This is a genomic window from Olleya marilimosa CAM030 (genome assembly GCF_000518485.1).
In the GTDB taxonomy this organism is placed as follows: Bacteria; Bacteroidota; Bacteroidia; order Flavobacteriales; family Flavobacteriaceae; genus Olleya; species Olleya marilimosa.
In genome coordinates this window covers 16,973-29,489 of record NZ_JADR01000006.1, presented here as the reverse complement: position 1 = coordinate 29,489, position 12,517 = coordinate 16,973, and the positions used below count along the sequence as shown (strand labels likewise).

Genomic DNA, 12,517 nt, shown 5'->3' with positions numbered 1-12,517 from the left:
TCTCTAAAAATAGAGAAGCTTTTTGCTTTTGGGTGGAAGACCGGGTTCGAACCGGCGACTTTCGGTACCACAAACCGACGCTCTAACCAGCTGAGCTACAACCACCATTTGTGCACTTTTAATAATGCGTGTGCAAAGGTAAATTATTTACTAGTTATTCCAAACGTTTTTTTTATTTTTTTTTACTTTAAATCAAATAAACTTTCTACAGCCACGTAACGTTCTACATTATAGCCTTCTGCATATTCAACATTTATTAGCCTACCTAAATCATTGGCTCTATATTTTATACTATCTGTAAAGTTTTTGCTAGATATAGGTGTTTCCGGCTCCTTACTATTAGGATCAAAAAACTGTGTTTTGTAGGCTAAAACACTTTTCATTTTAATATCCATGTAATCCGAGACATCTACCACAAAATCTGGCTCTATATTTTTCCATTGTATATAATGGTACACTTGTTTGGGTCTCCATTGTTTTTGAGAAACACCATCAAGCTTAGTTTCGATTTTAATCAAGCCACTTAAAAAACAAGCGTCACTAACTAACTTACTCCCTTTTCCGTGATCAATGTGTCTATCATCTATTGCATTACACAATATAATTTCTGGTTGATACTTACGTATCATTTTTATAATTTCTAGCTGGTGTTGTTTGTCGTTAACAAAAAAACCATCCGCAAAACCTAGATTTTCTCTGTAAGCAACTCCTAATATATTTTTAGCCTCTTCCGCTTCTTCCTTTCTGGTCAACTCGGTACCACGCGTGCCTAATTCTCCTTTTGTTAAATCTACAATTGCTACAGTTTTACCATTAGCTACTTCTTTTGCTATTGTAGCTCCTGCTCCTAACTCTACATCATCAGGATGCGCACCAAATGCTAGTATATCTACTTTCATTATAACTTAATTTTTATTCCAATCTTCTTTTTGTTGTTCATCTAAAAATGTCCATGCAACAATTCTACTTTTTTTATTTCCAATATTCATTCCTATTGTTAAGACAGCTGTAGCTCCTAACTTTTTAAGTGATTGGTTAATTGTTTTTACATTATCCTTATTTGATACTAAACTTGTGTACCAATAGCTTTGTGTTTTTAACAAAGAGCTTTCATACAAATAATTATGCAAAAACGCTTTTTCTCCACCTTTATACCATAATTCATGTGCTTGTCCAGCAAAGTTTCGGACCATTTGGTCTGTAGGCTTTCCAAGTCCTTTTAATTTACTTGTTGTTGCTTTTAATGCATCTTCTTCATTTTTAAAAAATGGAGGATTACACATGGTAACAGTAACTTTATCAGTTTCACTTAAAACACCAGATAATACATGAGCGTTATCATTTTGTTTTTTAAGTTTAATTTGGTCCTTTAAGTTGTTTTTATCGATAATATTCTGAGCTTCTTTTAAGGCATCATCATTGCTATCCACACCAATAAAACTCCAATTGTATTCTGCATTTCCTAATAATGGGTAAATACAATTTGCACCTGTACCAATGTCTAAAACAGTAATATTTTCTGTTAGTTTAGAGCGGTTTAACAAATCTGAAACATGATGAATATAATCTACACGTCCAGGAATTGGAGGACATAAAAAATGATCAGGAAAGTCCCAAAACGCTACATCGTAATGTGATTTTAATAAGGCTGTGTTTAAAGCTTTTACTGCTTTAGGGTTAGCAAAATCAATAGTTTTTTTGTTGTTAGCATTTGTAAAAATAAATGACTCTAAGTCTGTGTGAACTAATGATAGCTGATTAAAATCGTAATCGTCAGTATGTTTGTTTTTTTTATGCAAAATATTATTATTGAAATATGTTATTAGTTAATTATTTTAGTACTGCTTTCACTGCTTGCTTAATATCTGCTTTTAAATCTTTAGCTTCTTCTATTCCTAAAGAAAAACGAATAAGTCCGTCTGATATACCAATTTCTAAACGTTGCTCTGGGGTTAATAGCGAGTGTGATGTTTGCGTTGGAGATAGCATTGTACTTTCTATACCTGCTAGACTCATAGATGCTTTAATAAGTTTTAACTGCTTCATGAATTGATCAGAACTTATACTATCTATCAACTCAAAAGATAACATCGCTCCAAAACCTTTCATTTGGGATTTTGCTAACTTATGTTCTGGGTGACTTTTTAAGCCTGGATAATATACCTGTTTAACAAATGCTTGATTATCTAACCATTTTGCTAATTTATTAGCATTTTTAGTTTGTGCTTTTACACGTAAACCCATAGTTTTCATGCTACGCTCCAACATCCAAACCGTAAAATCGCTTAGGCTACCACCATAATTTTTTGATACATTCCAGATTTTATCTAAATGATCTTTACTACCTGCTACTGCTCCAGCACATATATCACTATGTCCTCCAAAATATTTGGTTGCCGAGTGCATTACTAAATCAATACCAAAATCTATTGGGTTTTGATTTACTGGACTTGCAAATGTATTATCTATACTTGTTACTATATTTTTTTGTTTACCTAAATGGGCTATTGCTTTAATATCTGTAATAGTTAGCAGTGGATTTGAAGGTGTTTCAATATGAATCAACTTAGTATTAGGCTGTATTGCTGCTTCAAAGTCTTCAACTTTATAACCATTTGTAAAAGTGAACTCTATATTTAATTTAGGAAATTCTTCTCTAATAAAATTAGAAGTTCCACCATATAGAGTGTTTTGGACCACAATATGATCTCCTGATTTTAAAAACGCCAAAAACATATGGCTTATAGCTGCCATACCAGAGCCAAATATCATAGCTGTTTCAGTATGCTCCAAAGCTGCTATTTTTTTTGCTAAATATTCCTGATTGGGAGTATTAAAATACCTTGGGTAGCGTTTTACATCTACATCCATAAATTGGTAAGAAGATGATAAATAAATTGGAGATATTGCGCCTTTAAATTGCTCATCTGGTACTTCACCAACATGTGTACAAATGGTATTTAAACCTTGATTTTCTAATTTCATTTTGTTAACACTTTAAGACTACTAAATTACTGATTTTATAATTGACTATATAATACTAGGCATATTAATATTAAAGTAAATAAGTAGCTTTAACTAGTCCTTAACTAAAATCTATCTTTTTTTTTGTATCTTATGGATTATGATAGCACAAGACAAAGAAGCACACGAAGACATTTTAAAACAATCTATTAATCATTTAAAGTTTTTAGGATATGAAAATATTAAAGCGGATTTGGATGGATATGAATCGCCTAAATCTTTTATTAAAAAGAAAAACAGCTTAGTTATCACACCTGACATTACAGCTTATAAGCGTACTAAAAAATATTTTTTTGAATTAGGCTTAAAAAGTGAAAAACCTAAACTATTAAAAACAAAATGGAGATTATTAGATGTGGTTACCAGAATGAAAGATCATCGTTTTAAAATAATAACCACAAAAGGACATTATAGTTTTACAAACAAAATTTTAAATGATTTAAATATTGATAAATCTTTAATTAAAATATAATAAAAAAGAGCCACAGTAAATGGCTCTTTTTATTTATTCTTTTTTATTTATTTGATTTTGCACAATAGCTTTAAGCCTTTCTTTTCTGGCAGCCTCTTCTTTTTTCTTTTTATTAATCTTTTTAGCCATTAACTTAGAATGTTTGGCTTTGTTTTTTGTGTTTTTTTGACCTTTAGGCTTAGGCATAATTTATTTTTTTGAAGCTTTTAAAAGTGCATTCTGCTCTTCCATTAAGTCTGACAATTTAGCTAATAACTCAATATCCTTAGGCGTTTTAACGGTTTTATTTTTAGTGTCATGAGATTTATCTCTTAACCTATTCATGGCCTTTACAACAATAAAAACGGTTAATCCTACTATCAAAAAATCTAACATAACTTCAAACAACTCGCCATAATAAATTGCTACTTCTTGGCTTGTAATTACTCCATCAGCATCTACTATCTCATCTCTTAAAATATAACGTTTGTCCTGAAAATTTAAACCATCAGTCAATAATGACAATGGAGGTAAAAACACCTTTTTTACTAAAACATCAATAACTTTATTGAAGGATGCACCTATAATTATACCAATAGCCATATCCATCATATTGCCTTTTACAGCAAACTCCTTAAACTCTCTTAAAAATTTCATTTGTAAATTTTAATTTAATCCTTAGTTGTTTTATTATAAGCTTTGATCATAAATAAAGCCCATACAAAGACACAAAAAAATACAATAACAGAAAACCAAATTACTATACTATTTCCTTCCATTATTTATAAGCTTTACATATATCATTACACCTAAAAGAGTTGGTGCCCACAAACCAATAAAAATACCATGCAATTGATCACCTTTTAAAAATAGATATTCGGCAATCAAAATTATTGCTAAACATAAAATTAATAGTAAAATATTACTTAAGCCAAAGTTTTTAATGTAGTTCATTAATATAATTTATAATTTTCAACAAGTTAATAAATTATTAAAATGAAAACAAACATTAAATCTCGAAACTAAAAGAAGTTATTTCAACTAGATAAACATGCATTTAATCGATAAAAACTGCATTCAAATTTATTAAAATTACATTTCAACGAAAAAATAAGCTTTTTGTAGTTGTTTTTTAATAGCATCAGTATATTGGACGTAGAATTTAACCTATTAACTGATTAATATCCCTTATTATGAAAAAAGTTACCCTAATAACCCTACTATTAATTACCAGTGTTACTTTAGCTAATACCAATTTAGCTACATTAAATAACAGCAATAGCGGAATACAAATAATTAGATTAGACTATAATGCTCCAAATGGTGCTTCTAGAGAGCTAGTGTTAGCCTTTACTTCAGACAATGCTGCTACAGATGGTGTCGACTATGGATACGATGCTGCAGTATACGCTCCTTTTAGTAATGACTTAAATTGGTTAATAGACTCCAATAGATATGTAATCCAAGGTGTAGGCGAGTTTCAAAATACTAGTCAATACCTTTTTGGACTATATAGTGAAGTGTCTGGAGAAGCTTCTATAACTTTATCTAGTTTAGAAAACTTTAATACAACAATTAATGTGTACATCTTTGACGCTTTACTTAACACGTATACTAATATTAACGACACACCTTTTGTTAGTACTATTGATGCAGGAGATTATACAGATCGTTTTTACATAGCTTTTATGGAGCCTGAAGTTGTAATTGACACAGACGACGTAACTGATGTTACAATTGACAGCTTTGATGCCTCAGGCACTAATGATGAAATTTTCACACCAACTCTTGTGTTACCAAAAAAGAAATTAAAACTAAGCTACTTTGAAAATAGTAACCGATTAAATTTAAGTTTTGATACTGAAGCATCAATCAAAAGCATAACAATATACAACTACAAGGGAAATACTGTACAATCTATACAAAGTATAAACAACAATAAAATAGATATACCTTTAAACACTTTGGATAAAAATCTTATACTCCATATTAAAACAGAAACAGAAACTATTGTTAAACAAATAGTTTTAACAACTATATAATTAAATAAACCATATTATTTAAAACAAAAAAACTCACTATATCTAGTGAGTTTTTTTTATAATTTAATTTAATTACTTTTTATAATACTTAGCATATTTCCTGTAAGAAACTGCGCCTAAAACAGCTATTCCAACAAGTGCTATTCCAATAAACTTAAAGCTTACTATTTGGTCTCCACTTGCATAACTATGTAATCCTGAAAGGTAAAAATTAACTCCAAAATAGGTCATTAAAATACTTCCAAAAGTCAATATAGACATTAGGTTAAAAAACCATCTACCACGTAATCCTGGCACTAAGCGCATATGGATTACAAATGCGTAAAGCATAATACTGATAAGTGCCCAAGTTTCTTTAGGGTCCCAACCCCAATATCTTCCCCAACTCTCATTAGCCCATTGTCCACCAAGAAAATTTCCAATAGTTAACATGACTAAACCTACAGTTAAAGCCATTTCATTAATAATGGTAAGCTCTTTAATATTTAAATCCATCTTTGTTTTATTGTCTTTATTAGTCAATAACATTAAGACTAATGATACAATACCCAATATCATTCCTAAAGTAAAAGGACCATAACTAGCAACAATTACAGCTACGTGAATCATTAACCAGTAACTATTTAATACTGGCTGTAAGTTTGCTATTGCTGGATCCATCCAATTCCAGTGTGCAATCATTAAAATCATTGCTGTTACAAACGCTGTAGAAGCCAAGGTTAAATCACTTTTTCTTCCAAAAGCTAATCCAAAAAACATAGTTGCCCATGCAACATATATCATAGACTCATAGGCATCACTCCATGGAGCATGACCAGAAATATACCATCTAGCAATTAAGCCTAATGTATGGACTATAAACAATCCTAAAATAATAAACTTAAATACTGTAATACTTTTGGCTAACCACTTATTATTACTTTTAAAGATTTGCCAAATAAGTAAAATAAATAACAATGTCCCAGCATACATGTACCAACTAAATAGTTTTTTAAATACATCATATTGATTATACAAAATCTCTGCATTTATTTTATCCTCACTTAACATTACGCTAGTCCCGACTTTACGTTGCGAAGTTTTAAATGCTTCTAAAAGCTTTTCTGATTTAGTAAAATCTCCTGTTTTTTTAGCTTCATTTAAAGTGTATAAGTACCAATCAAAACCAGAACCTATAAAACTACCATAGGTACTATCTTTAATCTTTTGATTGTATCCTTCATTTTTATATTCAAAAGGAGAAATCCAAGTATTATTTTCGTCATCTGGCACAGGAAAAATTTTAAGTGATCGTCCTTCAATAGCATTACTTAATAAGTTAATACGCTGATTGGTTTCAATAAACTCTTTTTGTACTCCTGTTTGAGATTTTACTGCAGAAGCTTCCTCTAAATACGAATCTAATTTATACTGAAAATTATCATCAAAAAAGTCTAACAATGCTGCATACTTTTGATCTTTATCTAATCCAATAATCCCTCTAATAGAATCCGCTTTTTTAGGCGCTAAATATATAATTGGTACATTATACCACAACATTGGACTTTCTAAAATACTTAAAAAGACTTGATCTGATGACAAACCTTCATATCCTTCATGCTTAGTTAGTTTTCTAACCAACTCTGATGCATACGTATCGATAGGCATCATACGACCATCAAGATCCTGAATAACTAGTCTTCCAAATTTTTTAGCATGCGCTTCTGGAGCTACATTTACTTTTAAAATAGAATCTATCTGCGCCTTACTAGGTCTTTGTTTTTCTGTAATTGTATTGGATTGGTGACCATGTCCATCGTTTTCAGTATGTTCTTGATCTTGTGCAAATCCTATTAAGCTTAAACTTAAAAGTGCTACGGTAAGCATTTTAGTTTTTTTCTTCTTAATTTTTTCTAATCCATTTTGCAAGTCTCTAAATCTTGTGTGATTAGCAAATAAGATAGCCATCATACCAAAATATAATAAAAAGTATCCTACATAAGTAACCCAAGTACCCCAAAAATCGTGATTTACAGATAGTATTGTTCCTTTTAAATCCTTATCAAAATCGGCTTGAAAAAAACGATACCCTCTGTGGTCTAAAATATTATTCATATAAATATGGAAGTCAAAATCGCCTTGCTCCTTGTCTATGACTGTTACTTTACTTTCGTATGACGAGTAATTATTTTCTGTTCCAGGATATTTTTCAGCAATAAAATCATTTAGTTTGACCTCAAAAGGTAATTCTAAAACTTTAGAACCATATTTTAAAGCAATATCCAAACCTCCAACTTTTATTTGTTTAAACCTATTGTTTGACCATTGACTACCTAACAATTTAACCTCTTTAGTTTCGCCATTAGCAGATACATTTAATACCACTGCATTTTCATCTTGCTTTAAAAAACTAGCTTTTTTTACAACGTCAAAGGTTCCTTTTACAACTGGTTTAGGAAACACCAATTGCATATCTCCAATAACATATCTAGAACGCAGCACTAATGGTTGTAAACTATCTTTAACAAGCTTACCTTGTTGCATAGTTGCCATAGTTAGGTATTCTCCCTCAAATGGAGAGTGTACCATTAAACCATTTTCTGTAGTGGTAATATTTACTGCTCCTTCAGTTGGTTTGTCTAAAGCGACTAATAAATTATGGATGTTTTCTACTGTTCCTTGTTTTAAAAAGTGGTTATGTGGTCCATTACCTCTAGCTTCTACTATTTTTAGATAGTTTTCACCAGCTTCATTAGGTACTATATCCTCTTCAGCTCCTAAAAAAAAGTTAGTTAATTCAAATTCAACAGGTGTATTATTATAGTGTGCAGTATAATTAAAGCTATTTTCCATTCTTCCAGAAAAATCTACCTCAGCCTCAACTGGTAAACGTTGTGGCACACCATCAATCATGTAATCACCATCTATATATGCAGTAATGTATGTTTTTTGAGATAAAAAACCACTTTCGGTTTCTCCTTCTCTAATGGCAATCATACCTTCAAAACCAAAATAACGTGTTATACCAGCACCTAAAATAATTAAGATAAAAGCCAAGTGCAATATTAAGGTTGCCCATTTTTCTTTACGGAGTAGTCTAAATCTAAAAATATTACCTAAAAAATTGATAATAAAAAACACCATAATAGCTTCAAACCACCAAGCGTTATAGATTAAATTTCGTGTGTAGGGTGTTGGAGAGGTATCCATATTTCTGTCTAGTATAGTACCAACTGCCATAGCGACAGCAAACACAATAAATAAGACAGAGGTTAATCGTGTTGAAAACAAGATTTTGGCGATTCTATTTTGCATAATAATAGGCCTTTTTTAGCTCGTGCAAAGATAATCGTTTTTGTTGGTTTTAATTCCTCAAAAAAATCTAAATCTTGTGTTAAAATTAATCTTTTTTGTTTTGTCTTGCTTCAAAAATTTTTAAATACATAAATGTACCCATCTTTCTGGCACGACGTTTTGCATTATCTGCAATTTCACCTTCAAAAAATTGATCAAGCGTTGCATACCATAAATTTAACCAAATACCAAAATGCATTTCTGTAATTGTATGGTCCAAAGTAGCATCCACTTTTTCATGCGCAATTAATGGGTTGCCTACATATTTATGCTCTAGCTTTTTACCAATAAACAGACTGGTTTCCCAGAAAGTAGTTAAATGGTCTAAATGTGTCTCCCAATCTTTAATTATAGTATTAAAAATTGGTCCCAAAACACTATCTGCTCTGACTTTTATATAAAATTGATCTACTAAAAGTTTAACATCGTCTCTGTTAGTAATTTCTTTTTGTTTCATGATAAACAAAGATACCTTTTTGTCCTTTCTTATCTGTATTTTCTTAGTATTTTAGCAGTATGATTAAAATAGTTTTGCTTGGCGCAGGAAATGTAGCCACACACCTGTATAAAGGGTTTAAAAACACTTCAAACATTGAAGTTGTCCAATGGTATAACAGAAGTAAAAAAGCAATTGAAGCTTATAAAAACGATGTAAATATTACAGATAACATCTCTGATTTAGTAGATGCAGACGTCTATTTAATTGCCGTTAGTGACGATGCTATTGAGGCTTTAACCACCTCGCTTCCATTTGAAAAAAGATTAGTCGTGCACACTTCCGGAAGTGCTAGTTTATACGACATTGACATGAAGCATTACAGAGGTGTTTTTTATCCTTTACAAACATTTAGTAAAGGGGTTGATTTGGATTTTACTACAGTACCAATATGCATTGAAACACTTAGAAAAAAAGATTTTAAAATATTAGAAACCTTAGGTCAAAGCTTAGGATGTACAACCTACAAAGTTAATCCTAAACAACGACCTGCTTTACATTTAGCTGCTGTGTTTGTAAATAATTTTACAAATCAAATTTATAGAATTGCTCATGAAATTACCGAAAAACATGGTGCCGAATTTGACATTTTAAAACCATTAATCACAGAGACTGCAAGAAAAGTACAAGAGGTGTCGCCTTACATGGCACAAACAGGACCAGCAAAACGAAACGATAAAAAAACAATAAAAAGACATTTAAAATTATTAGATAATCCACATCAAGAGGACATCTATAAATTAATGACTGAATCTATAAAAAAAACTCATGGACGATAAAAGCTATAAAGAATACTTACACCAAATCACCACCTTTATTTTTGATGTAGATGGTGTCTTAACTAATGGAATGATTACCATTACCACTTCGGGTGAAATGATTAGACACATGAATGTTAAGGATGGTTATGCCATGAAGCAAGCCTTAAATCATGGTTATAATGTTTGTATTATTTCTGGTGGTACTAACGAAGGTGTACGTACACGATTAAATCATTTAGGTATTAAGGATGTGTATTTAGGTGCACATCAAAAAATAGTACAATTTGAAGCGTATTTAAACGACAACCAGATAAAAGCAGAAAACGTGTTATACATGGGAGACGACATTCCGGATGTACCTGTTTTAAAATTAGTAGGTATGCCAAGTTGCCCTCAAGACGCAGTACCTGAGGTTAAACGTGTATCAAAATATATCTCTCATAAATTAGGAGGCGAAGGTTGTGTACGTGATGTCATTGAGCAGGTAATGAAAGTACAAAATAAATGGGATAGTGATTTTGACGCACAAACCTTTTAACACCTATTGAAGCGCACTAAAAGAAGACATAACACAGGTTTTGGATATATTGGTTCTGGTAACCAAGCATCCGTATTTAATCAAAATCCAAAAGCTGTGTTTTCCAATATAAAAAACCAATTAAACACAGTAAGTCATAAACAATTTAAGACTAACTTTTCTGCATCGCTACTTTCTAAAGCAGAGAAACAACAGATTAAAAATAAAATTAGAAAACAAGCCAAACAAAAAAATATAATTGTTGCTTTTTTGACTGCATTCTTCTTAATTTTGATTGTTGTTTTAGCAATTGCAATGCTAAGAGGACTATTATCTTAAACAATCTGAAAATTATCACATTGAAACTACTTCAACTTATTCGATTTAAAAATTTACTACTAATTGCTTTAGTACAAGTATTAATTAAATACGCTATGTTTCCGGCTTTTGGCGTTAACACCACTTTAACTGCTTTTCAGTTTGCGTTGTTAGTAATATCTACGCTTACTATAGCTGCTGGTGGCTACATTATAAATGATATTTATGATGTCGAAGCAGACCGTATTAATAAACCAAACAAATTAATTATAGGCAAGCACATACCAGAAGATAAAGCTTACACATATTATATGGTATTTACAGTTATTGGTGTTATTTTAGGCTTTTACCTATCTAATCTCATTAACCGAAACACCTTTTTTGCAATCTTTGTAATTATTGCAGCACTACTATATATATATGCTACCTTCTTACAACAAATAGTTCTAGTTGGTAACATTATAATTAGTGTGTTAGTTGGATTAAGCCTTGTAATTGTTGGTATATTTGAGCTTCTTCCTGCCATAAACACACAAAATCAATTTATACAATCCTCTATGTTTGAGGTTGTATTTGATTATGCTGTTTTTGCATTTATAATATCGTTAGCAAGAGAAATAGTAAAAGATATCCAAGATGTAGATGGTGATTATAAAATGCAATTTAAAACCTTACCTATTGTTTTAGGTAAAAATCGTGCACGTTACATAGCATTTGGATTAACTGTATTTTTAATACTATTACTTATTTACTATTTAGCTAATTATCTATACATGAGGCAAGTTGCTGTTGCCTATTTTATTATCGCTGTTATTGGTCCTTTGGTTTATATAAGCATTAAGTTATTTTCTGCCGAAACTAAAGCACAATATAAATCAATAAGCAACCTACTTAAATTAGTTATGCTTAGCGGAATGCTATCCATGATTGTTTACTTATTTATATTAAAATAAATTATGCTAAAGGAAAAACTTAAAGACAGACACATCATCCTAGCCTCAGGCTCTCCTAGAAGACAACAGTTTTTCAGAGATTTGGGATTAGACTTTGAAGTACGTCTAAAAAAAACCAAAGAAGTCTATCCTCATCATTTATTGCATTATCAAATAAGCGATTATCTAGCCGAACTAAAATCGCTTCCTTTTATGGAAGAACTTAAAGCGCATGAGATTTTAGTAACCAGTGACACCATTGTTTGGCACAAAAGCAAAGCGTTAGGCAAACCAAAATCTAGCGACGAAGCATTTGAAATGCTTAGCTCATTAAGTAACGAGACGCATGAGGTTATTACTTCAGTTTGCATACGTACAAAAAAATTCCAAAAAACAGTTAATGCTGTAACCAAAGTAACCTTTAAAGCCTTTACAGATGAAGAGCTTTGGCACTACATTAAAACCTATTCTCCCTTAGACAAAGCTGGAGCCTATGGTATCCAAGAATGGATTGGTCAAATTGGTGTAACAAGCATAGAAGGCTCATTTTTTAATGTCGTTGGTATGCCAACGCATCTTGTTTACGAAACGTTAAATATTATTGCAGAGGAATTTTAGAGTCGTATTTTTATAGTTAAATAAT

General features: G+C 31.0%; 15 protein-coding genes and 1 tRNA gene. 7 read left to right on the top strand and 9 right to left on the bottom strand.

What is annotated here, in order from left to right:
• Positions 1-30: 30 nt before the first annotated feature.
• The 4 genes from M890_RS0107540 to M890_RS0107525 all read right to left on the bottom strand — a co-directional run bounded on the left by M890_RS0107540 (position 31) and on the right by M890_RS0107525 (position 2,985).
• Positions 31-106 (bottom strand) — tRNA-His (locus tag M890_RS0107540).
• 76 nt (positions 107-182) lie between these two features.
• Positions 183-899 carry a bacillithiol biosynthesis deacetylase BshB1 gene (bshB1, locus tag M890_RS0107535; protein ID WP_028282949.1) on the bottom strand — a complete coding sequence of 239 codons (717 nt, stop codon included), beginning with the start codon at positions 897-899 and terminating at the stop codon, positions 183-185.
• Positions 900-905: 6 nt separating this feature from the next.
• The gene (gene rlmF / locus M890_RS15895) at positions 906-1,799 is read right to left on the bottom strand and encodes a 23S rRNA (adenine(1618)-N(6))-methyltransferase RlmF (protein WP_051437478.1); all 894 of its coding nucleotides are present in this window, start codon (positions 1,797-1,799) and stop codon (positions 906-908) included.
• 31 nt (positions 1,800-1,830) lie between these two features.
• The gene (locus tag M890_RS0107525; RefSeq protein WP_028282948.1) at positions 1,831-2,985 is read right to left on the bottom strand and encodes a trans-sulfuration enzyme family protein; all 1,155 of its coding nucleotides are present in this window, start codon (positions 2,983-2,985) and stop codon (positions 1,831-1,833) included.
• Positions 2,986-3,124: 139 nt separating this feature from the next.
• Here M890_RS0107525 and M890_RS0107520 point away from each other — a divergent pair, with 139 nt between their 5' ends.
• Entirely contained in the window at positions 3,125-3,496 is a 372-nt protein-coding gene (locus M890_RS0107520; RefSeq protein WP_028282947.1) for a hypothetical protein, read from the top strand.
• A 33-nt stretch (positions 3,497-3,529) separates the two neighbouring features.
• Here M890_RS0107520 and M890_RS16850 read toward each other — a convergent pair whose 3' ends face one another.
• From M890_RS16850 to M890_RS16845, 3 genes are all read right to left on the bottom strand, one after another.
• Positions 3,530-3,682, bottom strand: a complete 153-nt coding sequence (locus M890_RS16850; RefSeq protein WP_191099716.1) for a hypothetical protein — start codon at positions 3,680-3,682, stop codon at positions 3,530-3,532.
• A gap of 3 nt (positions 3,683-3,685) precedes the next feature.
• Positions 3,686-4,132: a large conductance mechanosensitive channel protein MscL gene (gene mscL, locus M890_RS0107510; protein WP_028282946.1), complete on the bottom strand. Its 447-nt coding sequence runs from the start codon at positions 4,130-4,132 to the stop codon at positions 3,686-3,688.
• Positions 4,133-4,240: 108 nt separating this feature from the next.
• Positions 4,241-4,429, bottom strand: a complete 189-nt coding sequence (locus tag M890_RS16845; RefSeq protein WP_036597305.1) for a hypothetical protein — start codon at positions 4,427-4,429, stop codon at positions 4,241-4,243.
• Positions 4,430-4,668: 239 nt separating this feature from the next.
• On the opposite strand from M890_RS16845, the gene M890_RS0107500 reads away from it, so the two are divergent.
• Positions 4,669-5,517, top strand: coding sequence for a DUF8693 domain-containing protein (locus M890_RS0107500; protein WP_028282944.1), 849 nt, complete (start codon positions 4,669-4,671; stop codon positions 5,515-5,517).
• A 72-nt stretch (positions 5,518-5,589) separates the two neighbouring features.
• Here the strand turns inward: M890_RS0107500 and ccsA are convergent, their stop codons facing one another.
• Positions 5,590-8,811, bottom strand: coding sequence for a cytochrome c biogenesis protein CcsA (ccsA, locus tag M890_RS0107495; protein ID WP_028282943.1), 3,222 nt, complete (start codon positions 8,809-8,811; stop codon positions 5,590-5,592).
• An 85-nt stretch (positions 8,812-8,896) separates the two neighbouring features.
• Positions 8,897-9,307: a group III truncated hemoglobin gene (locus tag M890_RS0107490; protein WP_028282942.1), complete on the bottom strand. Its 411-nt coding sequence runs from the start codon at positions 9,305-9,307 to the stop codon at positions 8,897-8,899.
• A gap of 59 nt (positions 9,308-9,366) precedes the next feature.
• Here M890_RS0107490 and M890_RS0107485 point away from each other — a divergent pair, with 59 nt between their 5' ends.
• From M890_RS0107485 to M890_RS0107465, 5 genes are read left to right on the top strand one after another with little or no spacing between them, the layout of a single operon-like run.
• Positions 9,367-10,125, top strand: a complete 759-nt coding sequence (locus tag M890_RS0107485) for a Rossmann-like and DUF2520 domain-containing protein (RefSeq protein WP_028282941.1) — start codon at positions 9,367-9,369, stop codon at positions 10,123-10,125.
• Positions 10,115-10,645: a KdsC family phosphatase gene (locus M890_RS0107480; RefSeq protein ID WP_028282940.1), complete on the top strand. Its 531-nt coding sequence runs from the start codon at positions 10,115-10,117 to the stop codon at positions 10,643-10,645. The genes M890_RS0107485 and M890_RS0107480 overlap by 11 nt, the downstream gene beginning before the upstream one ends.
• Positions 10,646-10,651: 6 nt before the next feature.
• Positions 10,652-10,963 carry a hypothetical protein gene (locus M890_RS0107475; protein ID WP_028282939.1) on the top strand — a complete coding sequence of 104 codons (312 nt, stop codon included), beginning with the start codon at positions 10,652-10,654 and terminating at the stop codon, positions 10,961-10,963.
• 20 nt (positions 10,964-10,983) lie between these two features.
• Positions 10,984-11,895 carry a geranylgeranylglycerol-phosphate geranylgeranyltransferase gene (locus M890_RS0107470; protein ID WP_051437477.1) on the top strand — a complete coding sequence of 304 codons (912 nt, stop codon included), beginning with the start codon at positions 10,984-10,986 and terminating at the stop codon, positions 11,893-11,895.
• A 3-nt stretch (positions 11,896-11,898) separates the two neighbouring features.
• Positions 11,899-12,492, top strand: a complete 594-nt coding sequence (locus M890_RS0107465; RefSeq protein WP_028282937.1) for a Maf family protein — start codon at positions 11,899-11,901, stop codon at positions 12,490-12,492.
• Positions 12,493-12,517 lie beyond the last annotated feature (25 nt).

What these genes read in the sequence shown, in the direction of transcription:
- M890_RS16845 (WP_036597305.1), bottom strand. Translation starts at nt 4,429, where the DNA reads ATGAACTACATTAAAAACTTTGGCTTAAGTAATATTTTACTATTAATT.
- M890_RS0107485 (WP_028282941.1), top strand. Translation starts at nt 9,367, where the DNA reads ATGATTAAAATAGTTTTGCTTGGCGCAGGAAATGTAGCCACACACCTG.
- ccsA (WP_028282943.1), bottom strand. Translation starts at nt 8,811, where the DNA reads ATGCAAAATAGAATCGCCAAAATCTTGTTTTCAACACGATTAACCTCT.
- M890_RS0107480 (WP_028282940.1), top strand. Translation starts at nt 10,115, where the DNA reads ATGGACGATAAAAGCTATAAAGAATACTTACACCAAATCACCACCTTT.
- M890_RS0107465 (WP_028282937.1), top strand. Translation starts at nt 11,899, where the DNA reads ATGCTAAAGGAAAAACTTAAAGACAGACACATCATCCTAGCCTCAGGC.
- mscL (WP_028282946.1), bottom strand. Translation starts at nt 4,132, where the DNA reads ATGAAATTTTTAAGAGAGTTTAAGGAGTTTGCTGTAAAAGGCAATATG.
- bshB1 (WP_028282949.1), bottom strand. Translation starts at nt 899, where the DNA reads ATGAAAGTAGATATACTAGCATTTGGTGCGCATCCTGATGATGTAGAG.
- M890_RS0107490 (WP_028282942.1), bottom strand. Translation starts at nt 9,307, where the DNA reads ATGAAACAAAAAGAAATTACTAACAGAGACGATGTTAAACTTTTAGTA.
- M890_RS16850 (WP_191099716.1), bottom strand. Translation starts at nt 3,682, where the DNA reads ATGCCTAAGCCTAAAGGTCAAAAAAACACAAAAAACAAAGCCAAACAT.
- M890_RS0107525 (WP_028282948.1), bottom strand. Translation starts at nt 2,985, where the DNA reads ATGAAATTAGAAAATCAAGGTTTAAATACCATTTGTACACATGTTGGT.
- M890_RS0107520 (WP_028282947.1), top strand. Translation starts at nt 3,125, where the DNA reads ATGATAGCACAAGACAAAGAAGCACACGAAGACATTTTAAAACAATCT.
- M890_RS0107500 (WP_028282944.1), top strand. Translation starts at nt 4,669, where the DNA reads ATGAAAAAAGTTACCCTAATAACCCTACTATTAATTACCAGTGTTACT.